This window comes from Nocardioides sp. BGA-UO-ETr-FS32 (genome assembly GCF_059567905.1).
The window spans coordinates 1-22,269 of the sequence record NZ_JCAQOX010000003.1; the positions used below are offsets into that span (position 1 = coordinate 1).

Consider the following 22,269-nt stretch of genomic DNA (forward strand, 5'->3'; position numbering starts at 1 on the left):
ACGTCGGTAGGGATCCGACGGGACTCGTACGTGGCAAGCACCCCCGAGATGCGACCCTGCCGGCCAACGCTACAGCTTCGACGGCCTACTCCCGGCTCGTCAACTCCCGTCCCTGCCAGTTATTTAGAGTGTGATGAAAAGCGAGATTAGGTACTGGATTGGGCTGCGGCACGTGGCACACTGCAGGTATCGATCAGTCGCTGCGGAAGCTGACGGCCGCGACGGTGATCGAGTGGGTGAATTTGGAAGCAGCACGTGGCCTGAAGGCATCGACGCTCGGCAAGCAGATGGTGATGCTGCGCTCGTTCCTGCACTTCTGCCACCGCTCGGCCCGGACGGGGCAGGACTTCTCCGGCGTGGTTCCGAACGCAGCTGCATGGCGGCTGTCATCGATCCCGGCCCCCGTCCCGGCGGGCACGATCGAGGCACTGTTCAACTGTGTGGACCTGCGCTCGGCGAAAGGGCTGCGGGATCGGGCGATCCTGCTGCTGTTGACCGGGCTCGGACTACGGGGGGGGTGTCAGATGGTCTGTGTAAGGGGTCGGTCCTGAGAAAGGGACCATCATGACCGCTGTGACTACTGAGACCTTTGAGGCTGACGTGACGACTGGATCGAGCAGGGCGGGGCGTGCGGCGGCTCGTCGTGCCGAGCGCGCTCAGGCTCCTGGGACGGTGGCTGCTGAGGAGTTGATTGCGACCGGCGCACTGGACGGGCTGTTCGCCCAGATCGACGCCGGCGAGCTCGCCCTGACCGGCGACGGCGGGTTCATCCCCGCGATGATCAAGGCCGCTCTCGAGCGTGGCATGGCGGCTGAGCTGACCGAGCACCTCGGCTACGCCAAGGGCGCACCTGAGGCCTCCGCGGTCTCCAACAGCCGCAACGGCTCGAGCCCGAAGACGGTCGCGACGCAGGTCGGCGATGTCGACCTCGCCGTGCCGCGTGATCGTGAGGGGTCGTTCACGCCGCGGCTGGTGCCGAGGGGCAGCCGTCGACTTGGTGGGCTCGACGAGATGATCATCAGCCTTTACGCCGGCGGGATGACGGTGCGCGACATCGGCTACCACCTCGAAGCCACCCTGGGCACCGAGCTGTCGCACGAGACGATCAGCAACATCACCGACGCCGTGAGCGAGGAGATCCTCACCTGGCAGCAGCGGCCCTTGGACGCGCTGTACCCCATCGTCTACCTCGACGCGATCGTGGTGAAGGCGCCACACGTGGCCGCGCCGGTGCACCGGTAGCGGCGGATCGTCACGACCAGTGTCGTGGGCCGCCACCCGAACGGCTCGTGCGCCAGCTGTCGGGTCACCGTGTCGCGTGGCGATCCCTCGCACCCGCAGCGGCGGCACCAGGCGTCGAAATCGACCACGCGGCATGGCCAGAACAGCGCGATCTGGTTCAAGATGGGCAGTGTCAGAACTTCCATCCTCGGGAGACCTGGACCCCTATCCGGTCCTCGACGCGCCGACCACGCCCGCCCGGGCCGACGTCACACTCCGTACACCCCCAACTGCGAAGAGCCCCAAAAGTCCCCCCGCTGGGGGCGGTCAGACCCGGCTCGGGCCAGTGCAACACCCAGGGCGGCCCAAAGCGTCAGCTCAACCCAGCCGTCAGAACAGGCGACGCCCTACGTGACACACGAGTATCCGGCCGCCGCCGGGTTGGCGGTTCGACCTGTCACCCGAGTCGGGTCCGTGCCGGCCTCACGGGTCGGGCACCTGGACGCGTTCGCGAGGGCGTGAATCGCCGCACGTGAGTCAGGGATCGAGCACCCGGTGAAGGAGATCGGTTACCAGGCCGTCGATGTGGTCGCGCAGGGGGCGTATGCCGTCAACGTCCCATTCGGCCGGGTTGGGCAGGTCCCAGGTCTCGTAGGTCACGCCCTCGACCTTCGGGAGTGCCAGGCCGGGCTTCATCGCGATGACGACGGTCGAGCTCGCGACCACACTCTCCGTGACGGGGCTGGGGATGTGGTCCGAGTCGTCGATGCCGATCTCAGCGAGGCTCGCGATCGTCACGTCGCTCGGTCGATCAGCAGGCGCCATACCGGCCGACATCGCGGCGGCTCGATCGCCTGCGTGCTGCCGGGCGAGCGCGGCCCCGAGCGCTGAGCGGCCTGCGTTGTGGGTGCAGACGAAGAGCAAGGTGGGCTTGGTCATTCTGGCTCCACGTGGCTCCGAATCGGTCGGCTGGATGCTCGCTCAGGAGCTCGAGTCGAGCACTGACGGCGGGAGCTCGTGGTTGGGAACCAGATCGGTGAGCATGTCGCGCACCCTGCCGTCGATGTCGGCGATGATGCCGCGGACGGTCTCCTCGTCCTGGCCGCCGGGGTCGGCGACTGGCCAGTCGACGTACTTCACGCCGGGGACGTAGGGGCATTCCTCCCCGCAGCCGAGGGTGATGGCCAGGTCGCTGGCGGCGACGGTCTCGTGGGTGAGGACCTTGGGGTGCTCGTTGGAGGTGTCCAGTCCGAGTTTCTGTAGCGCCTCTGCGACCTCCGGGTGGATGTGCTCGCCGGGCTGGGTGCCGGCGGATTCGGCGCGGACTCGTCCCTGGGCGTAGTGCTCGGTGAGGACTCGGCCGATCACCGACCGTCCGCCGTTGCGCACGCAGGCGAAGACCACCTGTGGGGTCTGTTCGGTCACTGTGTTGGATTCCATGAACGTCATCCTTACACTCGTGTGGCGGTGGATCGGGAAGGGGCGTCTTCGGTGAAGAACTTGCGAGCCCACAGGCTGACGTAGACGAGACCGACCAGGACGGGCACCTCGATGAGTGGTCCGACGACACCGGCCAGCGCCTGACCCGAAGCGACGCCGAACACGCCGATTGCAACCGCGATGGCGAGCTCGAAGTTGTTGCCGGCAGCGGTGAACGAGATGGCGGTGGCGCGCTGGTAGTCGAAGCCGAGCGCCTTGGTCAGCAGCATGTGAGCCGCCCCACGTCAGGGCGAAGTAGGCCAGCAGCGGCAGGGCGATCCTGGCGACGTCGAGCGGCTGGTTGGTGATGGTGTCACCCTGCAGCGCGAACAGCAGGACGGTGGTGAACAGCGGACCGTAGAGGGCCGCCGGTCCGATGCGGGGCAGGAACGTCGCCTCGTACCACTCGCGGCCCTTGGCACGTTCGCCGAGGGTGCGGGTGAGGTACCCGGCCAGCAGAGGGATGCCGAGGAAGATCAGCACCGACTTTGCGATGTCCCACATGGAGACGTGAAGGGCCGCCTGGTTGAGACCCAGCCAGCCGGGTAGCACCTGGAGGTAGAAGTAGCCCAGCACCGCGAAGGCGAGGATCTGGAAGACCGTGTTGATGGCGACCAGGATGGCTGCCGCCTCGCGATCGCCGCAGGCCAGGTCGTTCCAGATCAGGACCATGGCGATGCAGCGAGCGAGGCCGACGATGATCCGGCCGGTGCGGTACTCCGGCAGGTCCGGGAGCATCAGCCACGCGAGCGCGAACATCAGGGCGGGGCCCAGAATACAATTGAGCAGGATCGAGGTGCCGAGCATCCGGCGGTCGCTGGTGACGTGGCCGAGCTCGTTGTAACGCACCTTGGCCAGGACCGGGTACATCATCACCAAGCAGGCCAATCGCGATCGGCAAGGAGACCGAGCCGACCTCGTCCGCGACGAGCGCGTCGCCGGACCGGTCACCCAACGTCTCAGCACCCGCGCGGTGCGTCGGTGCGCCGACCCGTATGACAGCGCCAGATAATCACCCCGACGCGACGCAAGGCGCCGCGCCCCTCACTGGGCACGGCGCCTCGACGACTTCGCCATCACAACTCCCGATCACTCCAGACCGCCAAGAAGAACGGCGCGCGGATCGTCTCGGTGAACCCGCTGCGCGAGGCCGGGCTGGTGCGCTTCAAGAACCCGCAGACGCCGCGCGGCTGGGTTGGCAGCGGCACCCCGCTCGCCGACTCCGCGCATCCCGTCGACCGACGTGCTCAACCGCTGCGGCGGCTGCCGGTCCCCTGCGTCTATACGGGTCTCGAACCACGGAAGACTTGCCCACTGGTTAGATGTCTGTCAATTTGGGTTCATGACGAAGCGGACGATCGAGATCAGTACCTGCGCGCCGGACGCCCCTTCGGCGCCGGTCGCACCCCTCTCCTCTACCGAGGTGGGCCAGATCGCGCGAGGACTGAAAGCGCTTGCCGATCCCGTGCGCCTGCAGCTGGTCTCCCTCATCTCCGCCCACGAGAACGCCGAAGCCTGCGTGTGCGACCTTACCCGAGCCTTCGACCTCTCCGGGCCCACGATCTCCCATCACCTCAAGGTGTTGCGCGAGGCCGGGATCCTCACCTCCGAGCGTCGCGGCACCTGGGTCCACTACCGCGTCCAGGCGGACACCCTCGGCACCCTCGTCGAGCAGGTGGACAACCTTCGCCGCCCGACGCGCACGCCCGCCCTGGTGTCGTTAGCCCCGTAGGACGTCCCACCCTCGGGTGCGACGCCGGCTTGCACCCGATGTCGAAGCCTGTTTATATTGATGGACGTCAAGACAGTGTGCGCTGTTGCTGCTGTTGATCCAGCCCGTCCGAGGAGATGTTCGTGCCGACCATCGAAGTGTTTGACCCCGCCATGTGCTGTTCCACCGGAGTGTGCGGCCCGTCGGTCGACCCCGAGCTGGCTCGCTTCGAGGCGGACCTGCGCTGGCTGGGGGCCCGGGGAGCTGAGGTTGTGCGATACAACCTGGCCCAGGAGCCTGGCGCCTTTGCAAACCGTCCCGTGATTGCCGCGCTGATGGCCTCTGGGGGCGAGGACGTGTTGCCGATCGTGCTCATCGACGGGGCCGTACGCTTCAGCGGGACCCGGCCGAGCCGCCACGAGCTCGCCGGCCCTGCCGGTCTCTCCACCGCCGCGGCTCCAGCGACGCTCGAGGCGGTCGCGCCCAGTTGCGGACCCGCCGATCAGGACGGTTGCTGCTGATGACGACCGGTATCGCGGACCTCGTCTCCTCTGTTACCACTCGCCACCTCTTCCTCACCGGTAAGGGCGGCGTTGGTAAGACCTCCACCGCCTGTGCGACAGCGGTCGGCTTGGCCCGTTCGGGAAGGTCTGTTCTCCTGGTCAGCACCGATCCGGCCTCGAACCTCGAGGAGGTCTTGGGCCAACCGGTCGGCACTACCCCCACGCCGGTCGCCGGCGTGGACGGCCTGAGCGCCCTTAACGTGGACCCCGAGTCGGCGGCAGCGGCGTACCGCGAGCGCGTGATCGGCCCCTACCGGGGCGTCCTGCCCGACAGCGCGGTCGCCCGTGTGGAGGAACAGCTCTCCGGCGCCTGCACCGTGGAGATCGCTGCATTCGACGAGTTCACGGCACTGTTGATCGACTCCGGCGTCGTCCGCGACTTCGACCACGTCGTGTTCGACACGGCACCAACCGGCCACACCTTGCGCCTGCTCGCGCTGCCGGCTGCGTGGACCACCTTCATCGGCGACGGGACCGGCACCTCGTGCCTCGGCCCATTGTCCGGGATGACCGCACAGCAGGACCGCTACGCCCACGCAGTCGCCCAGCTCAGTGACCCGGCCTCGACCACGCTGATCCTCGTCGCGCGGCCCGACGAAGCGTCCCTGGCCGAGGCTGCCCGGGCCAGTACCGAGCTGCGTCTTCTCGGGATAAAGCACCAACGCCTCGTCCTCAATGGCGTCTTCGCCGCCACGCCCGGTTGGGACGATGCACTGGCCCTCGCGATGCAGGACGCTGCCTGCGATTCCGCCGCCGGCATGCCCGACGCCCTTGCCGCGCTGCCGCGCACCACCGTCGCCCTGCGCGCCTCGGCACCCATCGGCATTGACGAGCTGATCAGGTTCGCGACCAACGAGGACAGCGATGCCGTCGACACTTGTCTCACCCACGACGGCCAGGTTGACCCCCTGGCGCGAAGCGCCGAGTTTGACGAGCTGATCGGCTCGATCGCCGCTCCCGGCGCCGGCTTGGTAATGACGATGGGCAAGGGCGGGGTCGGCAAGACCACCGTGGCCGCAGCGGTCGCCGTTGCCCTGGCGGACCGGGGCCACCGGGTGCTGCTGACCACCACCGATCCGGCTGCCCACGTTCGCGCCACCGTGGGAGGCGACCTCGAGGGTCTGGAGGTCTCCCGCATCGACCCGGTTGCCGAGACTGCCGCCTATACCGCCGAGGTCTTGGCCGGCGCAGGTGAGGATCTGGATGAGGCGACGCGCGCCGTGCTCGCTGAGGACCTTGCCTCGCCCTGTACCGAAGAGATCGCCGTCTTCCAGGCGTTCGCCCGCACGGTCAGCGCCGCAAAGGACTCCTTCGTCGTCCTTGACACCGCCCCGACCGGACATACCCTCCTCCTTCTCGATGCGGCACGGACCTATCACCAGGAGCTGTCGCGCCAGACCGGTGAGCTCCCGGACTCCGTACTCCATTTGCTCGACCGGTTACGTGACCCGAGCCGAACTCACGTCCTGCTCGTGGCACTGCCCGAGGCCACCCCGGTCCACGAGGCGGCGCACCTGCAGGGAGACCTTGCGCGCACAGGCATCGCACCCACCGGATGGGTCGTGAATCAGAGCCTCGCCGCGGGCCGGCCTTCTGACCCCGCCCTGGTCGCCAGGGCCCACTGCGAGCAGCGGTACCTCCAGGAGGTCGCCCAGTACCACAGCGACCGTATGGTGGTCCTACCGCGACTACCCCACGGTCCCCGAGGCGTCCAGGAACTCCGCGCCCTGGTCTCCCCTATCACCGCGGGAACTTCCCAGTGACGTCCGAGAACCAGCGCACCGACCTTCGCGCCCGGGTCTACGATCAGAGGCGCTCGCTGAGGTCGGCGTCGACATGAGCCACCGCAACCCACAACCGGTGCCGATGTGCTGCTCAGCGTCGCAGACGTTGTGTCGTCCTCGGCAGCGAAGCCGTCCTGGGCGTCGTGTCAAGCGTCGACTCGGTGACGCTTGACGAGCCGTTCACGCGTGGCAGCGACGGCATCGCGCGGATGCGGCTGGTGCGCGACGGGATCGAAGTCCGTGTCCGTGACCTCGCCACGCGCACCGGCCTACCGCCGACCTGAGCCGGTTCGCCCCTCCCCGCCCACCCCTCCCCCGCCGAGCGATCGGCCCCACCATCCTGGCCCACACAGTCCAGCCGCCCAAAGGAACACACTCTCGTGATCGTCGTCGCCGTCCTGATCTTCCTCGCCACCTTGACGCTGGTGATCTGGCAACCCAGAGGTCTCGGTATCGGATGGAGTGCCCTTGGCGGCGCCGTCCTGGCCCTGGCCACCACTGTGGTCGGGCTCTCGGACGTGCCCGTGGTCTGGGACATCGTCTGGAACGCGACTCTGGCCTTCGTCGCGATCGTGATCATCTCGCTGATCCTCGATGAGTCCGGCTTCTTCGAATGGGCCGCGCTGCACGTCGCCCGGTGGGGCCGCGGCAACGGGCGACTGCTCTTCGTGCTGATCGTCCTGCTCGGCGCAGCGATCGCTGCGGTCTTCGCCAACGACGGCGCCGCGCTGATCCTCACCCCGATCGTCATCCAGATGCTGTTCGCCCTGAACTTCTCGGCACGTTCCTCGCTCGCGTTCGTCATCGCCTGCGGGTTCATCGCCGACGCCGGCAGCCTCCCGCTCGTCGTGTCCAACCTCGTCAACATCGTCACCGCCGACTTCTTCGACATCGGCTTCGCCCGCTACGCCGCAGTGATGGTGCCTGTCGGGATCGTCGCTGTCGTCGCCAGCCTCGCCGTGATGATGGCCTACTTCTGGGGCTCCATCCCCCGCACCTACAACGTCTCCGTCCTGAACACGCCGACCTCCGCGGTCCGAGACCGCCTGACCTTCAGAGCCGGGTGGGTGGTGCTGGCCGTCCTCCTCGTTGGCTACTTCGCGGCCGAGCCGCTGCACATTCCTCTCTCCGCCGTCGCCGGCCTTGGCGCCGTCGTCCTCATGGCCGTCGCCTCCCGTAAGCCCACCTTCTTGTTCGCGGGAAAGTCGACACGCACCTCGAATCGGCTCCCGACCCACGCCGCGGTCACCCCCGACGGGTTGCACCGACACGGCTTCGGTGACCCGCGCAACACTGCAGACGCCGGCACCGACATCGCGGACGAGCTGGCCGGCACGTCGTACTCGCCGCACTCGTCCATCGGCGACCTTGGTGACGCGCGCATCTCCGTGAGCAAGATTCTGCGCGAGGCCCCGTGGCAGATCGTGCTTTTCAGCATCGGCATGTACCTCGTCGTTTACGGCCTGCGGAACCAGGGCGTCACCGACGAGCTCGCCGGGGTCTTCGGTTTCTTCGGAGACCACGGCGTACTCGTCACGGCTCTCGGAGTCGGTGTCATCGTCGCCGTCCTCGCCTCGCTCATGAACAACATGCCCACCGTGCTCATCGCCGCCCTTGCCATCAGCGCGACCGGGGCCACCGGAATGACCCATGAGGCGATGGTCTACGCCAATGTCATCGGCTCCGACCTCGGCCCGAAGATCACCCCGATCGGTAGCCTCGCCACCCTCCTGTGGCTCCACGTGCTCGACCGCAAGGGCATCCACATCGGGTGGGGCCAGTACTTCCGAACCGGCATCGTCCTCACCATCCCCGTCCTCATCATCACGCTCCTCGCCCTCGCCGGCTGGCTCATGGTCATCGGCTGAAAGACCCCACCCGAGACCAGACACCTCGGACCCGCCTCGGGCCGAAAAGCGGAAGTACCCGCAGGCCTCAATCCAGGTGCCGGCCCTGCCGAGTCCGCAGATCGAGCGGTCGCTGCTGCCCCCACGCTGGTCCGCGAGGACGGCGTAGGGTCTGTCCGGAATTCGGTGTAGGCGGCGTTCCGCATATTGATGTTCAGCTGGCCTCGGCCTTGGGTATGCGGTCGGCGACGGTGACGACGGAAGCGTTGAAGGCCCGGAACTCCCGAACGTGGCCCGAGGGGCAAGGTAGCGGCGTACTCCTGAAGGTGTCCCGAACCGACATGTAGGCGATCCGGCGGCGGGCTCTGGCGTGTCGGGCTCGCCGATCCCTACGGTTCGTCGTCTGCGTGCTGAGTGGTCGGCCGAGGATCTAGTTGGTTCGTGGACGCTGGTCGACGAGGACTGCCGGCTGGTAGGCAACAAGTCAGGGCCGACGCGGCTCGGTTTCGCGCTGCTGTTGAAGTTCTTCGAGCTCGAGGCCAGGTTCCCCGCCAGCATCGACGAACTGCCGACCGCCGCCGTGGCGTATGTCGCCGACCAAGTCAGGGTCGACGCCGATGCCCTCGCTGAGTACCCGTGGTCAGGGCGCACGATCAAGTACCACCGGGCGCAGATCCGCGAGGCGTTCGGGTTCCGCGAGTTCACCCGGGGTGATGAGGACAAGCTCGCGGCGTGGCTGGCCGAGGAGGTCTGCCCGGTCGAGCTGCGCGAGGAGCATCTGCACGAGGCAGTGCTGGTGCGGTGCCGGGCCGAGGAAATCGAACCTCCGGGCAGACTGGACCGGATCATCGGCGCTGCCAAGGCGCTGTTCGAGAAGTCGTTCTGCGAACGCATTGTGCTGCGGCTGGGCGAGGCGGGCGCGGAGCGGCTGGAGTCACTCGTCGACCAGGGCGGTCTGCTCGCGGAATTGAAGGCGGACCCGGGTTAGGTGAGTCTGGACGCGCTACTGCGGGAGGTCGCCAAGCTGACGGCGGTCAAGGCCCTGCGGCTCCCGTCGGGGTTGTTCGCGGACTGTTCGGAGCGGCTGGTGGATGCGTGGCGTGCCCGCGTGACCCGGTCCTACCCCTCGGATCTGGCGGCCGCCCCGCAGCCGGTACGGCTGACGTTGCTGGCGGCGTTGTGCTGGACCCGGTCGGCTGAGATCACCGACGCACTGGTCGACCTGCTGCTGGCCTTGGTGCTCAGGATCAACACCCGCGCCGACAGACGCGTCGAACGCGAACTGACCGAGGACCTGCGGCGGGTACGCGAGGCCGCGGTCGAGCATCCCGATGACACGGTCCGGGCGGCGTTGTTCCCCGTGGTTGGGGAGAAGACCCTGCGTGAGCTGGTCCGGGAGGCGAAGGCCAACGAGCGGGCCTTCCAGGCCCGCGTGCGGACGGTGCTGCGCAGGTCCTACAGCAACCACTACCGGCGGATGCTGGCGCCGTTGCTGGCCGCGTTGTCCTTCCGATGCAACAACACCGCCTGCCGGCCGGTGACGGACGCGCTCGACCTGCTGGCCCGGTACGCCGGGGTGGACGGCAAGCACAGGTTCTATGACCCTGGCGATCGGGTGCCGATCGAGGGCGTGGTCCCAAAGGCGTGGCGCGACGCAGTGATCGACGAGGCCGGCCGGGTGGAACGGATCCCGTACGAGTTGTGCGTGTTGGTCGCGCTGCGGGACGCGATCCGGCGCCGCGAGGTCTACGTCGAGGGCGGGGCCCGGTGGCGCAACCCCGAGGACGACCTGCCTGGCGACTTCGAGGACATCCGCGAGGTTCACTACGCCGCGCTGCGTCAGCCCCTGGATCCGACCGCGTTCGTGGCCGGCCTGCGGCAGCGGATGACTGAGGCGCTGGCCAGGCTGGACCGGGCACTCGTGGACGGTACTGCCGGCGGGGTGCGGATCAAGACCCGCAACGGGGAGCCGTGGATCACGGTGCCGAAGCTGTCGGCGTTGCCGGAGCCGGAGCACCTGACGGCGGTCAAGGACGAGGTCCTGCGCCGGTGGGGCACCCTCGACCTGCTCGATGTCTTGAAGGACGCCGACTTCCTGGCCGACTTCACCACCGCGTTCGCCTCGGTCGCCTCCCGGGAGGTGCTAGACCGGGACACCCTGCGTCGGCGGCTGCTGCTGTGCCTGTTCGCGCTGGGCACCAACATGGGGATCAAGGCGATCGTCTCCACTGGGGAGCACGGCGAGTCCGAAGTCGCGCTGCGGCACGTGCGCCGCCACTTCATCACCCGCGACAACCTGCGCCAAGCGATCGCGGAGCTGGTCAACGCCACCTTCGAGGCCCGCGACCCGGCCTGGTGGGGCACCGGTACGGCGTGCGCGAGCGATTCCAAGAAGTTCGGGTCGTGGGAGTCGAACCTGATGACCGAGTGGCACCAGCGGTACGGCGGTCCCGGGGTGATGATCTACTGGCACGTCGAGCGCCGATCCACCTGCATCTACTCTCAGCTGAAGTCCTGTTCCTCCAGCGAGGTCGCCGCGATGATCGAGGGCCTGTTGCGGCACTGCACGGACGTCGACATCGACACCAGCTACGTCGACACCCACGGTGCCTCCGTGGTCGGGTTCGCGTTCACCGAGTTGCTGGGGTTCCGGCTGCTGCCGCGGTTGAAGAACATCGGCTCGATCCGGCCAGCATGACGGGCAGCAGCACCAGGCGCACCAGGAAGGCGTCGAGGAGCACGGCCACGCCGAGCACGATGCCCATCTCCTTGGGCGGCAGCGGACCGGAGAGCGCGAAGGTGAAGAACACCGCCACCATCACGGCTCCCGGCTCTACCGCCCCGACGACACGAAGACCGACACCGCCCCGGCGTACGGGCAGCTCGGGCGGGTGCTCACCCGGCCGATCCGCTGGAAGCTGATCGCCCAGCAGTACGACCAGATGGTCAAGTACGCCACCGCGCTGCGGCTGGGCACCGCCGATTCCGAGACCATCCTGCGCCGGTTCACCCGCGGTGGCCCGAAGCACCCCACCTACGCCGCGCTGGAGGAGCTCGGCCGGGCGGTGCGCACGATCTTCGCCTGCGACTACCTCGCCTCCGAGGGGCTGCGCCGCGAGATCCACGGCGGCCTGCAGGTGGTGGAGAACTGGAACTCCGGCAACACCGTGATCTTCTACGGCAAGGACGGCGACCTCACCGGCCCCGACCGCGAGCATGCCGAGGTGTCCATGCTCGCGCTCCACCTGCTGCAGTCCGCGCTCGTGCACGTCAACACCCTGCTCGTCCAGGCCGTCCTCGAAGACCCCGCCTTCCACGACAGCCTCGATGAACACGACCGCCGCGCCCTGTCTCCGCTGTTCTGGACCCACATCAACCCTTACGGCCGGTTCCACCTCGACATGGACACGCGACTCGACCTCGACCTGCGCGACTCGGTCCTCTGAGGGCGTCATTCTTGGCTGCCCGGTTGCGGGCCCTACAGGTACCGGCAGACCTGGTCGGGGCTGCAGGTGTCGGGCTCTGGCTGTGAGGCTTCGTCGCGGAGCGCCGCGATGGTGTCGCGCAGCGCGGCCAGCTGGGCGAGCTGCTGCTCGATGTCGGCCAGGCGTGCGTCGAGCAGGTCGCGCACGTGGCCGCAGGGCGCCTGGCCGCGGTCGCGGATGTCGAGAATCTGCTGGATCTGGGCGAGGGTGAGCCCGGCGGCTTGGCCGCGGTGGATGAAATCGATCCGGGCAACGGCCTCAGGCGTGTAGTCGCGGTAGCCGGACGACGTGCGTTCGGCCGGCGGCAGCAGCCCCTGCTCCTCGTAGAAGCGCAGCGTCTTCGTGGTCGTTCCAGCCACCTCGGCGAGTTCCCCGATCCGCATCCCGTCTCCTGTGTGTCGCGGGTCTCACTTGACCTTCCCCTGTACTGGAAGGTCCAGTATCGCTGCATCGGAAGCATTTCCCAACAGTCTGGGGAGGAATCGGGATGCAGCCCAGGTACGACCTTGCAATCATCGGATCGGGTGGCGGAGCGTTCGCCGCGGCCATTCACGCCACCACGCTGGGCAAGTCGGTCGTGATGGTCGAGCGCGGCACGTTCGGCGGCACGTGTGTGAACACCGGCTGCGTGCCGTCGAAGGCGCTGATCGCGGCGGCCGAGGCCCGCCACGTCGCCGCGGACGCGTCCACCCGGTTCCCCGGCATCGCCACCACCGCAGAAGCGGTGGACATGCCCGCTCTGATCGGCGGCAAGCAGGACCTCGTCGAGGGCCTTCGGGGAGAGAAGTACGTCGACGTCGCCGACGCCTACGGCTGGCAGGTCCGCCAGGGCGACGCCGCCTTCGCAGGCACCCCGGACGCTCCACTGCTCGAGGTGACCGCGGCCGACGGGAGCGTCGAGATCATCGAGGCCGACCAGTACCTGGTCGCCACCGGCGCCCGCGCCTGGGCCCCGCCGATCGACGGCCTGGACCCCGTGGACTATCTGACCTCGACGTCGGCGATGGAGCTGACCGAAGTCCCGGAGTCGCTGCTGGTGTTCGGCGGCGGCCACGTGGCCCTAGAGCAGGCCCAGCTGTTCGCCCGGCTGGGTTCGAAGGTGACGATGCTGGTGCGTTCGCGGCTGGCGTCGAAGGAGGAGCCGGAGGTCTCCAAGGCGCTGCAGGAGGTCTTCGCCGACGAGGGCATCCGGGTGGTCCGCCGGGCGGTCGTCTCCCGGGTCGCCCGCGACACTGCGACTGGGCAGGTGATCGTCACGGCTGAGGTGTCCGGGGGCGTGCAGGAGTTCCGCGCCGACCAGGTCCTGGTCGCGCTCGGCAGGCGTCCGGTCATCGACGGCCTCAACCTCGGCTCGGTGGAGGTGAAGACCGGCGATCTGGGGGAGGTTGTGGTGACCGATCAGCTGCAGTCCTCCAACCCGCGGATCTGGGCTGCCGGCGATGTGACCGGGCACCCCGAGTTCGTCTACGTCGCCGCGCGCCACGGCACCCTGGCGGTCGAGAACGCCTTCGCCGTCGCCGACCGGTCGGTCGACTACACCCGGCTGCCGCGGGTGACGTTCACCAGCCCCGCGATCGGCGCGGTCGGAATGACCGAGGCCCAGGTGCTCGAGGCCGGGATCCGCTGTGACTGCCGGGTCCTGCCGCTGGACTACGTGCCCCGCGCGCTGGTCAACCGGGACACCCGCGGGTTCATCAAGATGATCGCCAACACTGAGACCGGCGAGATCCTGGGCCTGACCGCTGTCGCCAAGGACGCCGGCGAGCTCGCCGCCGCCGGGGTCCACATCCTCGGCAAGACCATCGCCGAGGTCGCTGACGCGTGGGCGCCCTACCTGACCATGGCCGAGGGCATCCGGATCGTCGCCAAGGCCTTCACCACCGACGTCTCGAAACTGTCCTGCTGCGCCTGATCAAGCGCCAGACAGCACTTCTCAACCCGACAGAAAGGGAGGCAACGCACATGTCGAACCTCAGCACCAACCTGACCCACCGGCTCACCCGGTCCGAGGAGACGGGCCTCGACGCCGGCCTGCTCATCCCGCTGCTTCGGCTGCTCGTCGACGGCGACCCCGTCACCCTCGAGCAGCTCGCCGCCACATCGGGCCGCACCCTCGACGATGTACGCCGTGGTCTGGCCGCCGTGCCGGACACCGAATACGACGACCGGGGCCGGATCGTCGGCCAGGGCCTCACCTTGCGACCCACTTCGCACCGGTTCACAGTGGCCGGCGAGGAGCTCTACACCTGGTGTGCCCTCGACACCCTGATCTTCCCCGCCCTGCTCGACCGCGCCGCCCGCATCGAGTCGGTCTCACCGGTCAGCGGTGACATGGTCCGGGTCACCGTCGACCCCACGGCCGGTGTCACCAGCGCCGAGCCTTCCACCGCCGTGGTGTCCCTGGTCAACCCCGAGCAGATCACCTCGATCCGCTCCTCGTTCTGCAACCAGGTGCACTACTTCACCTCCCCCGAGGATGCCGCCGGCTGGCTCGCCGAGCACCCCGAAGCCGAGATGGTCACCGTGGCTGACGCCTTCCAGCTCGGCGCCGCCATCACCGCCGGCCTGCTTGGCCGCCTCCATGCCGACCCCGCCGGGTCCGAGGCCCGCCACTGCTGCTGCTGACACAAAGGCCGACCAGTGAACGAGAGAGAACACCCATGACATCCAACCGCGACAACCAACCAGGTGGCGGCGGCCTGCTCATGGCCGCCGGAGCCGGACTGCTCATGATCGCCTGCTGCGCCCTCCCCCTCCTCATCGCTGGCGGAGCACTCGCTGGGATCGGCGGGTTTATGCGCAGCCCGTGGGTGATTGCGGCAGGCGTCCTGCTCGTAGTCGTTGCGGTGCTGGCAGTCCCACGACGGCACCAGCGGGACGACGACTGCTGTAAACCCGACCCGTCCAGAAACGAATCCACGCCGGGCCACGCCCGAGGAGAGGACCGCTGACCAGTGCCCCCTATGACACCGTCACCCGGAGCCGTACGGCTCGCCGTCGCTTCACGGCGCTTGCCTTGACCAGCGTGCTCGTCGTCTTGTTGAGCGCCTGTGGAGGGCTGAGCAAGGACAACTCCTCCCCGGCTGACGAGGGCGGCACCACCGCGGCGAGTTTCACCGCCCGCACCGTCGCCGGCGGCTCGACCACGTTGCCCGGTGACCGTCCGAGCGTGCTGCTGTTCTTCTCCGTCGAGTGCGGCGGCTGCGGACCCACCGCCCAAGCCCTAGCTGGCTGTAGGTCACGTCAAGTCTGGGATTGGGCGCAGTTGATCAGCTCGGGGTTCCCCGGAGCTGATCGTGGTTCTTGTTGGTCGGCATTTCCAGGCTGTGGGGTGCCGGGCGCCCACGCTGACGTATGCGACCTCGCGATGAGCGGGTCGTCTGGCTTCGTTCGGGCTGCCGCACAGGCGAAGGACCCGGGCGCCAAGCTAGATGCGGCATAACGTCTTGCGGCGTCTGCCATAGCCGAAACGGCGTCTGGTCCGGGTCCTTCGTGTCCTCGAGCCTGACACTGTCGACCGGAGTTGTGAAGTCCTGCTTTGTCAGTCCTCTCGGGTCCACCTGCTGGAGTCGTAGGTGGCTTGGTCACGGACCAGCGCGAACGCGATCCGGTTCGCGCGGTGTGCCATCGCGCAGCCGATGACCAGGCCCTTCTTGCCGCGGGCACGCAGTTGGGAGCCGTAGGCCTTGGCGGCGGGGTCGTTGAGCCACAGCCCGAGCCCGAGGTCGATCAGCGCGCGGCGCAGCTCCACGCTGCCTTCGCGGCTGATCACGCTGTCGCGGCGTTTGCCGGCCGATTCGTACTGGATCGGGTTCAGACCCGCGGTGCGGTAGACCTGCCGGTGGTGGTCGAACCTGGTCGGGTCGCCGAGCGCGCCGCCGTAGTTCCCGGCACGGACCGCAGCCCAACCCGGGACCGTCAGCAGGGGCGCGAACGGGCTGGCCGGCAGCAGCCGCGCCAGCTGGTCGGTGGCATGCTCGACCTGCGAGTCGAGGTCGCCCAGCAGCGCAAGGTCCGCAGCCAGGACCATCCGTGCGACCGAGGCATCCGCGGTGGGCAGCGCGTCACGGGCGGCTTGGACGAGCCTGTCCGCGACCGGTCGACGAATCTGCAGCCCACGGGTGGCGCCGAACCGGACGAACCGGGTGGTGCCCAGGGCTGCGAGCCGGGAAGGGTCGGCGAACTCGGCAGCGACCAGCCGGCCGATCTTGGTGGCCAGCACGTCGGGCAGCGCCAGGGTCAGACCGGGAAAGGTCCGATCCAGGTGCCCCAGCAGTTGGTTCTTGGTGGCCGTGCGCACCAGCACCCGGCTAGTGCGATGGGCTGACCAGGCGGTGAGCTCGGCCAGCACCAACGATCGGTCCCGGACGGGCTGTCCCCTGCCCGCCAACAACAGCTCGGTCATCGCTTGCAGGTCGATCACGTCGGTCTTGATGGTGCGTTTGCCCAGCACCCGGCGCTGCTCGGTGACATGGGCCGGGTTGAGCTCGAGGACCTCCCACCCATCCGGCCACGCCGCGTCCAGCAGCGGCCGATGGTAGTGCCCGGCCGCCTCGATGCCGACCTTGACCACCGCGCCGGGCCGGAGCACCCCGACAATGTCGGCCACCACCCGGGAGAGTGAGGGCCCCGTCATCGGGCACCCCGTGCGGGGCTTGAGCAGCAACGTCCGAGCAGAATCGGTGACCGAGAACGCGAACTCCGTCTTGCCAACATCGACTGCGACAACGACCGTCGACGATGTAACTGGCACAGCCTGAACAACCATCGGACCCACCTCCGGGGGTGCGAGAAGGCCAAAGGCGCGTCAACGCCAGACCTTCGAGTGAAAGAACCTGTCGGTCCCTTCCAAGCACCTCCGGAGGTGTCCGTGAAGGACTACCTCGACCTATATCAGCCGAGGCCCAGGCCCAGGCTCCCAAAGCGGCGGACTTCGCGGTCGTCGACGTCGCTGCCTACGAGACTGTCGAGGACATCGAAGGGTTCCTCGAGTACTACGACGCCGACGAGTTGGCGTACGCCAGTGACCCCGACGGCACGCTGATCGCCCGCTACGGGGTCACCCAGTTGAGCACCGTGGTGATCGTCGACCCCGACGGTGATGTCGTCTACCGGGCCGTGGAGCCCAACGCCGAGAAGATCCGTGACGAGCTGGACAAGGTGACCGGCTGATGAGTGGGCTGCTCGCACTTGCCTTCGCCGCCGGCATGGTTGCCCCGGTGAACCCCTGCGGCTTCGCGCTCCTCCCCGCCTGGATCACCCTCTCCCTCGGGGACACCCACCACACCGCCCTGGCGGGCCGCCTGGCCCGAGCCCTGCGGTCCGGGGTAGCGCTGACCATCGGGTTCGCCGGCACCCTGGTGGCCGCCGGGCTCATCGTCAGCGCCGGCGCCCGCGCCGTCATCGACGCCGCGCCCTGGCTCGGGCTGGCCACCGGGGTGGTGCTGCTTCTGTTCCCGGCCGTGATGCTCGCAGGCCACTCGCTGGGCCTCCGACTGCCCGGCATCCGACGGAAGCCCGCATCGCGAGGCCACGGGGTGGGCCAGTCGGTCGCCTACGGCGTCGGGTTCGCCGGCGCCTCACTGTCGTGCACCTTCGGGGTGCTGCTCGCGGTCATCGCCCAAGCCCAGGCGACCGCCACCTACACCGGCCTGGTCGTGGTCTTCGCCGTCTATGCCGCCGGAGCAGCCACCGTCCTGCTGCTCCTCGCCATCGCCACCGCCATCGCCGGCACCGCTCTTACCCGGCGCACGGCCTCGATGGCCCGGTACGGCCCCAAGCTGACCGCGATCGTGCTCGCGGTCACCGGCGCCTACCTCATCTGGTACTGGTACCCGACCGCCGTCAACGGTGGCCCCGCGGCCAGCGGCACTGCCCTGACCGGCTTCGCCGCGACCGCCTCCACCTGGGTGCAGGCCCACGGCACACTCATCGCCGTATCCGCGACGGGAGCCGTGCTGCTCGCGCTCGCGCTGGTCATCCACCACCACCGAAGGAGCCGCGTCACCGACCCTGGGGTGGCCGAGGATCCGATGGTGACCGATTCCGGAGACTGCTGCGCCCCCGCGCTGACAACGTCGGAGACATCTTCCCGCGATCAGGATCGTCGCGAGGGCCGTTCGTGGTGAGGTCGATGTCCACTTCACCCCACGTTGTTGTCGGAGCCGCTGGTCGTCTGGCGTTGCGGTTCCTCGCGGTCATCGCGGCTGGGCTCAGCGCTGTGGCAGCCTTCATCGGAGCGGGGTTGGCGATGCTCGGCCTCTGCTGTGGCGCCGCCCCCCTGGTCGCGGCCGGCGCCGGTACGGCTGCAAGCGCCGCAGGCGCCAGCGTCGCCGGACCAGCCTCGTGGCCGTTCTTCCTTGCCGCCGCCGCGCACTTCGCAGCAGCGTGGCTGCTGCATCGCGGCGCTTCCGGCCGTACCTGCCGCCAGCCCCGCCCCCGGGACAGGCCGGGCCCGTGGCCAGGGGCCGTGAAAGCTAGCCTGACGGCAGACACTTCCGGGAGGATTCCCGTGGTCGAGTGCCACGACGACACATCTCGTGATGGGCGGGGGCCACAGATCTTGACGATCCTCAAACGCGGCACAACCGTTGAGCGGGGTCGCCTACCCGGGCGCCGCGGCAAGGAACGCGCCACCTGCCATCACGATCGGCTCCTCACTGGACGTGGTGTTGGGGTACACCCCAACACCACGCAACGCGGCGCTGCCGCGAGGCGTCAAGATAGAGTCAGTTCGCTAGTTTCTTGACGCTAGTCAGGTGGGTTCATAGAGTCCAACCTGACACATAAGGCAGGGGAGGGCGGCGTCCATGCGGGTTGGCTATCTCAGCGTCAGCAGTACCGACCAGAACACCGTCCGCCAGCTCGACGGGATCGATGTCGAGCGCATCTTCGAGGACAAGGTCTCGGGCAAGGACGCCGACCGCCCGAAGTTGGCCGAGATGCTGGCCTTCGTCCGCGCCGGCGACACCGTGGTCGTGCACTCGATGGACCGGCTCGCGCGAAACCTCGACGATCTCCGCCGCATCTTGCGCACCCTGACCGACAAGGGCATACGCGTGGAGTTCGTCAAGGAGAGTCTTACCTTCACCGGCGAAGACTCACCGATGGCCACACTGCTGCTTTCAGTGATGGGCGCATTCGCCGAGTTCGAACGCGCGCTCATCCTGGAACGCCAGCGCGAAGGCATCGCGGCGGCCAAACAGCGGGGCGTCTACACCGGACGCAAGCCTGCTCTGGAAGCCGACCAGGCCCAGCAGCTGCGCGAACGTGCCGCCGCTGGCGAGCAGAAATCAGCGCTGGCCAAGGAGTTCGGCATCAGCCGCGAGACCGTGTACTCCTCTACCTGAAGCACCAGGCAACGGCGCCGAACACCCGCTGAGCGGGGCAGCCCGAATTCGTCCGCACCACGACGACGCCGGGCTCCGGCGGCGCCAGGAGTGCCTCTCCTGCTGGGCCGACAGCGGCGAGGAGGTCGCTCAGAACGCCGCTCTCGGCACCGACACCGAGTCAAGGCCGTCAATTGGGCATGCTCGGCTCTCTCAGCGGCGATCTGAGCCCAACCGGCCCCGGCCGCACCCGTTTCCGCGGGACATGCTGAGGCGGCTACTTTGCCCCTGGGGACAGCTTCAGGAGTTCCGGGCCTTGAACGCCGGCTTCGAGCGAATGGTCCCTCTTGTCTGCCCGGCCTCCTTGGGGCCAGTGACCGGGGCCAGGTAAAGGCACCTTAAACTTAACGCGGCTGCTCGGTCGGGAAGTCTCCTCGTACCGACACGCCCTGCTGTCGACGACGCTTGAAAACGAGGCCATAGCGACGGATCGGCCTCATTTTCGAGCGTTGCCGACACCTGCGGTACCGAGCGTTGAGCGACTCGATGCCGTTCGTAAACGGTAGGAAGGTGTTGACGCCGCCGGTCCCGCCGGTCCCGCACCACTGGCGTGCTGGCCAGCGAGGCCGCCCGGGTAGTGGTTTACAACCCGGTCAAGACAAGGGCGACCGCAGAGGCCAAAGTCGAGGACCGACCAGGTCGACGCAGCCGATTCTGGCCGAGTTGTTGGCGGCGGACTACCTGCCGTCGGTGTGGATGCCCGACGCCGAGACCGCCGCACTGCGACGGCAGGTCCAACGCCGCGGGCACATCGTGCGGCAGCGGACCCGGCTGAAGAACCAGGTTCAGGCGATCCTGCACCCCAACCTGGTGGTCCCTCTCAGCTCAGGCCGCGGACCTGTTCGGGATCATGGGCCGGGCGTGGCTGGCCGAGCGGGACCCGCCGCCTAACGAGCGGGGTTTCTCCGGGCCTGCGGTCGGGGTCTCGCGGACGGTGTCGTTCATGCCTGCTCCTGGTTGGTCAGGTTGGTGGTGAAGAGGCTGCCGAGGGCAGCCATGGCGTCGGGTCGAGCCTTGTAGAAGACCCAGGTGCCGCGCTTCTCGCGGTCCAGCAGTCCGCCCTCGTGCAGCACTTTGAGGTGGTGGCTGATCGTCGGCTGGGAGAGATCGAAGAAGGGCAGCAGGTCGCACACGCGCGCCTCGCGGCCCTCGTGGGAGAGCACCAGGGACAGGAGCCGCAGCCGGGCGGGGTCAGCCATCGCCTTGAGCATCGGGACCACCCCAGCCGCCCGCTCGGCACTGAGCGGCTCACGAGCCAGCGGCACGCAGCACGCCAGCGGGTCGCGGGCGATGGGCACCTTGTCTACCGCGGCAGCAGAGTTCGACACGCGTCAATGTTGGCAGGTGTCGATGGCTGCGTCAAAATCGAGGCCCAGGACTCGACGCTCGCATGGTTAGGCTTGCCGCATGGTCACAGCCGCTGAACTCGCCCCCACAGCAGTCAGGCACCTGCGCCCACGGGCCGGTCGCCCGGCCCGTGGGCGCCGACTCCGCGGACGCATGTGAGCGCTGACGTGGACCATGACGTTGTGGTCGTCGGGGGTGGCCAGGCGGGGCTCGCGACCGCCTTCTACCTCCAAAGGGCCGGTCTCGCGCCCGGGCGGGACTTCATCGTCCTCGACGCCGAGGACCGCCCGGGGGGGGCGTGGCAACACATGTGGGACGGGCTGCGCCTCTTCTCCCCCTCGACCTACTCCTCGCTTCCCGGATGGATGATGCCGCCGTGGGACGACGCCGCGCTGGGCTTCCCGCCGCGCACGCACGTCATCGACTACCTGGCCCGCTACGAGGAGCGCTACGGACTCGACGTCCGCCGACCGCACCGGGTCAGCAGGATCACTCGCTACGACTCCGGCGCCGGGTTGACGGTCCACGCCGACGACCTCGAGGTCACGGCGCGGTTCGTGGTGTCGGCGACCGGCTCCTGGACCCAGCCGTTCTGGCCGACCTATCCCGGGGCGGCGGACTTCCAGGGACGGCAGCTCCACGCGGCGCACTACCGCCGCCCCGACGACTTTGCCGGCCAGCGGGTCGTCGTGGTCGGCGGTGGCAACTCGGGCGCGCAGATCCTTGCTGAGGTATCCATGGTCGCCGACACGACCTGGGTCACCGCCAAACCGCCGCGGTTCCTGCCAGACGACGTGGATGGCCGGGCACTGTTCGCGGCGGCGACGGCTCGCATCGAGGCGCTGCGCCAGGGACGCGAGGATGCAGGGGTCGGCGGACTGGGTGACGTGGTCATGGTCGACAGCGTCCGCGAGGCACGCGATCGCGGCGTCCTGAAGGCGCAGCCGGTGTTCTCCCGCATCACCGCCACCGGCGTCGCCTGGGCCGACGGCACCGCGCTGGATGTCGACGCCATCATCTGGTGCACCGGCTTCCGCCCGGCCCTCGGCCACCTGCGGCAGCTCCAGCTGCGCGATCACCACGGGCAGGTCTCCGTAGACGGCGCCAGCGGCACCCGTGCCGATCGCGAACCACGGCTGCACCTCGTCGGGTACGGCGACTGGACCGGACCCGCTTCGGCGACCCTGCTGGGCGTGGGCCGCTCGGCCCGCGACACCGCGGCGGAGATCGTCGAACGCCTTCAGCGCTGACCAGTCGGCGCCCGCCCGACGCAAGCGAGCCCACCCTTCGACATCCGGGCCACCCTTGCGTGGTCCAACGGCCGCGGGAGGCGGTAGGCTGCCAACCCTCAACCGAATCACCTGACTCCCCGCGATCGGGGCCATTGTGGTAGATCCTCCGTTATCGGCTCCACACGCCGCACGTCGGTGGGGCCATGACCGGT

Annotated in this window: 20 protein-coding genes and 4 pseudogenes; 17 read left to right on the forward strand and 7 right to left on the reverse strand. The window is 68.5% G+C overall.

What is annotated here, in order from left to right; all coding sequences use genetic code 11:
* Positions 1 to 158: 158 nt before the first annotated feature.
* Complete coding sequence (locus tag AC57BS_RS00840) at positions 159 to 551, forward strand: site-specific integrase (protein ID WP_496409660.1); 393 nt, start codon at positions 159 to 161, stop codon at positions 549 to 551.
* A 121-nt stretch (positions 552 to 672) separates the two neighbouring features.
* A pseudogene (locus tag AC57BS_RS00845) lies at positions 673 to 1,209 on the forward strand (transposase); the annotation flags it as partial.
* Here AC57BS_RS00845 and AC57BS_RS00850 read toward each other — a convergent pair.
* The 3 genes and pseudogenes from AC57BS_RS00850 to AC57BS_RS00860 form a co-directional block, all read right to left on the reverse strand.
* A pseudogene (locus AC57BS_RS00850) lies at positions 1,210 to 1,404 on the reverse strand (ISL3 family transposase); the annotation flags it as partial.
* Between the two features lie 354 nt (positions 1,405 to 1,758).
* Positions 1,759 to 2,160, reverse strand: coding sequence for an arsenate-mycothiol transferase ArsC (locus tag AC57BS_RS00855; RefSeq protein WP_496409661.1), 402 nt, complete (start codon positions 2,158 to 2,160; stop codon positions 1,759 to 1,761).
* 42 nt (positions 2,161 to 2,202) lie between these two features.
* Positions 2,203 to 3,573, reverse strand: a complete 1,371-nt coding sequence (locus tag AC57BS_RS00860; RefSeq protein ID WP_496409662.1) for an arsenate reductase/protein-tyrosine-phosphatase family protein — start codon at positions 3,571 to 3,573, stop codon at positions 2,203 to 2,205.
* Between the two features lie 469 nt (positions 3,574 to 4,042).
* On the opposite strand from AC57BS_RS00860, the gene AC57BS_RS00865 reads away from it, so the two are divergent.
* The 7 genes and pseudogenes from AC57BS_RS00865 to AC57BS_RS00895 form a co-directional block, all read left to right on the forward strand.
* Positions 4,043 to 4,432: an ArsR/SmtB family transcription factor gene (locus tag AC57BS_RS00865; RefSeq protein WP_496409663.1), complete on the forward strand. Its 390-nt coding sequence runs from the start codon at positions 4,043 to 4,045 to the stop codon at positions 4,430 to 4,432.
* Between the two features lie 122 nt (positions 4,433 to 4,554).
* A complete protein-coding gene (arsD, locus tag AC57BS_RS00870) occupies positions 4,555 to 4,932 on the forward strand; it encodes an arsenite efflux transporter metallochaperone ArsD (RefSeq protein ID WP_496409664.1) in 378 nt (125 codons plus the stop codon).
* Positions 4,932 to 6,737: an arsenical pump-driving ATPase gene (gene arsA / locus AC57BS_RS00875; protein WP_496409665.1), complete on the forward strand. Its 1,806-nt coding sequence runs from the start codon at positions 4,932 to 4,934 to the stop codon at positions 6,735 to 6,737. Before arsD ends, arsA begins: the two co-directional genes overlap by 1 nt.
* A 182-nt stretch (positions 6,738 to 6,919) precedes the next feature.
* The gene (locus AC57BS_RS00880) at positions 6,920 to 7,042 is read left to right on the forward strand and encodes a hypothetical protein (protein WP_496409666.1); all 123 of its coding nucleotides are present in this window, start codon (positions 6,920 to 6,922) and stop codon (positions 7,040 to 7,042) included.
* Between the two features lie 96 nt (positions 7,043 to 7,138).
* Positions 7,139 to 8,626, forward strand: coding sequence for an arsenic transporter (locus AC57BS_RS00885; RefSeq protein WP_496409667.1), 1,488 nt, complete (start codon positions 7,139 to 7,141; stop codon positions 8,624 to 8,626).
* A gap of 349 nt (positions 8,627 to 8,975) precedes the next feature.
* Positions 8,976 to 9,593 carry a DUF4158 domain-containing protein gene (locus tag AC57BS_RS00890; protein WP_496409668.1) on the forward strand — a complete coding sequence of 206 codons (618 nt, stop codon included), beginning with the start codon at positions 8,976 to 8,978 and terminating at the stop codon, positions 9,591 to 9,593.
* Positions 9,594 to 10,490: 897 nt separating this feature from the next.
* Positions 10,491 to 11,282, forward strand: a pseudogene (locus tag AC57BS_RS00895) (Tn3 family transposase); the annotation flags it as partial.
* Here the strand turns inward: AC57BS_RS00895 and AC57BS_RS00900 are convergent.
* Positions 11,236 to 11,427 (reverse strand): hypothetical protein, encoded by a 192-nt coding sequence (locus tag AC57BS_RS00900; protein WP_496409669.1) that lies wholly within the window; start codon positions 11,425 to 11,427, stop codon positions 11,236 to 11,238. The pseudogene AC57BS_RS00895 and the gene AC57BS_RS00900 overlap by 47 nt on opposite strands.
* A 54-nt stretch (positions 11,428 to 11,481) precedes the next feature.
* Here AC57BS_RS00900 and AC57BS_RS00905 point away from each other — a divergent pair.
* Positions 11,482 to 12,051 (forward strand): annotated as a pseudogene (locus tag AC57BS_RS00905) (Tn3 family transposase); the annotation flags it as partial.
* A gap of 32 nt (positions 12,052 to 12,083) precedes the next feature.
* Here AC57BS_RS00905 and AC57BS_RS00910 read toward each other — a convergent pair.
* Positions 12,084 to 12,473, reverse strand: coding sequence for a heavy metal-responsive transcriptional regulator (locus tag AC57BS_RS00910; RefSeq protein ID WP_496409670.1), 390 nt, complete (start codon positions 12,471 to 12,473; stop codon positions 12,084 to 12,086).
* A 104-nt stretch (positions 12,474 to 12,577) separates the two neighbouring features.
* On the opposite strand from AC57BS_RS00910, the gene merA reads away from it, so the two are divergent.
* The 3 genes from merA to merT are packed head-to-tail and all read left to right on the forward strand — an operon-like array spanning position 12,578 to position 15,041.
* Positions 12,578 to 14,002 carry a mercury(II) reductase gene (merA, locus tag AC57BS_RS00915; RefSeq protein ID WP_496409671.1) on the forward strand — a complete coding sequence of 475 codons (1,425 nt, stop codon included), beginning with the start codon at positions 12,578 to 12,580 and terminating at the stop codon, positions 14,000 to 14,002.
* 50 nt (positions 14,003 to 14,052) lie between these two features.
* A complete protein-coding gene (merB, locus tag AC57BS_RS00920; protein ID WP_496409672.1) occupies positions 14,053 to 14,715 on the forward strand; it encodes an organomercurial lyase MerB in 663 nt (220 codons plus the stop codon).
* Between the two features lie 35 nt (positions 14,716 to 14,750).
* Positions 14,751 to 15,041: a mercuric ion transporter MerT gene (gene merT, locus AC57BS_RS00925; RefSeq protein ID WP_496409673.1), complete on the forward strand. Its 291-nt coding sequence runs from the start codon at positions 14,751 to 14,753 to the stop codon at positions 15,039 to 15,041.
* A gap of 590 nt (positions 15,042 to 15,631) precedes the next feature.
* Here merT and AC57BS_RS00930 read toward each other — a convergent pair.
* Positions 15,632 to 16,858: an IS110 family RNA-guided transposase gene (locus tag AC57BS_RS00930; protein WP_496409743.1), complete on the reverse strand. Its 1,227-nt coding sequence runs from the start codon at positions 16,856 to 16,858 to the stop codon at positions 15,632 to 15,634.
* Positions 16,859 to 16,875: 17 nt separating this feature from the next.
* Here AC57BS_RS00930 and AC57BS_RS00935 point away from each other — a divergent pair, with 17 nt between their 5' ends.
* The 3 genes from AC57BS_RS00935 (at position 16,876) to AC57BS_RS00945 (ending at position 19,439) form a co-directional block, all read left to right on the forward strand.
* Positions 16,876 to 17,262 (forward strand): TlpA family protein disulfide reductase, encoded by a 387-nt coding sequence (locus AC57BS_RS00935; protein ID WP_496409674.1) that lies wholly within the window; start codon positions 16,876 to 16,878, stop codon positions 17,260 to 17,262.
* Complete coding sequence (locus AC57BS_RS00940; RefSeq protein ID WP_496409675.1) at positions 17,262 to 18,218, forward strand: cytochrome c biogenesis CcdA family protein; 957 nt, start codon at positions 17,262 to 17,264, stop codon at positions 18,216 to 18,218. The genes AC57BS_RS00935 and AC57BS_RS00940 overlap by 1 nt, the downstream gene beginning before the upstream one ends.
* Positions 18,219 to 18,899: 681 nt before the next feature.
* A complete protein-coding gene (locus AC57BS_RS00945; RefSeq protein WP_496409676.1) occupies positions 18,900 to 19,439 on the forward strand; it encodes a recombinase family protein in 540 nt (179 codons plus the stop codon).
* Positions 19,440 to 20,419: 980 nt separating this feature from the next.
* Here the strand turns inward: AC57BS_RS00945 and AC57BS_RS00950 are convergent.
* Positions 20,420 to 20,806 carry a metalloregulator ArsR/SmtB family transcription factor gene (locus AC57BS_RS00950; RefSeq protein WP_496409677.1) on the reverse strand — a complete coding sequence of 129 codons (387 nt, stop codon included), beginning with the start codon at positions 20,804 to 20,806 and terminating at the stop codon, positions 20,420 to 20,422.
* 186 nt (positions 20,807 to 20,992) lie between these two features.
* Here AC57BS_RS00950 and AC57BS_RS00955 point away from each other — a divergent pair, with 186 nt between their 5' ends.
* Positions 20,993 to 22,075, forward strand: a complete 1,083-nt coding sequence (locus AC57BS_RS00955) for an ArsO family NAD(P)H-dependent flavin-containing monooxygenase (RefSeq protein ID WP_496409678.1) — start codon at positions 20,993 to 20,995, stop codon at positions 22,073 to 22,075.
* The last annotated feature ends 194 nt before the right edge of the window (positions 22,076 to 22,269 follow it).

Coding starts and splice junctions, on each gene's coding strand:
- AC57BS_RS00855 (WP_496409661.1), bottom strand. CDS start 2,160: ATGACCAAGCCCACCTTGCTCTTCGTCTGCACCCACAACGCAGGCCGC.
- AC57BS_RS00860 (WP_496409662.1), bottom strand. CDS start 3,573: ATGATGTACCCGGTCCTGGCCAAGGTGCGTTACAACGAGCTCGGCCAC.
- AC57BS_RS00865 (WP_496409663.1), top strand. CDS start 4,043: ATGACGAAGCGGACGATCGAGATCAGTACCTGCGCGCCGGACGCCCCT.
- arsA (WP_496409665.1), top strand. CDS start 4,932: ATGACGACCGGTATCGCGGACCTCGTCTCCTCTGTTACCACTCGCCAC.
- AC57BS_RS00910 (WP_496409670.1), bottom strand. CDS start 12,473: ATGCGGATCGGGGAACTCGCCGAGGTGGCTGGAACGACCACGAAGACG.
- merA (WP_496409671.1), top strand. CDS start 12,578: ATGCAGCCCAGGTACGACCTTGCAATCATCGGATCGGGTGGCGGAGCG.
- merB (WP_496409672.1), top strand. CDS start 14,053: ATGTCGAACCTCAGCACCAACCTGACCCACCGGCTCACCCGGTCCGAG.
- merT (WP_496409673.1), top strand. CDS start 14,751: ATGACATCCAACCGCGACAACCAACCAGGTGGCGGCGGCCTGCTCATG.
- AC57BS_RS00930 (WP_496409743.1), bottom strand. CDS start 16,858: ATGGTTGTTCAGGCTGTGCCAGTTACATCGTCGACGGTCGTTGTCGCA.
- AC57BS_RS00940 (WP_496409675.1), top strand. CDS start 17,262: ATGAGTGGGCTGCTCGCACTTGCCTTCGCCGCCGGCATGGTTGCCCCG.
- AC57BS_RS00945 (WP_496409676.1), top strand. CDS start 18,900: ATGCGGGTTGGCTATCTCAGCGTCAGCAGTACCGACCAGAACACCGTC.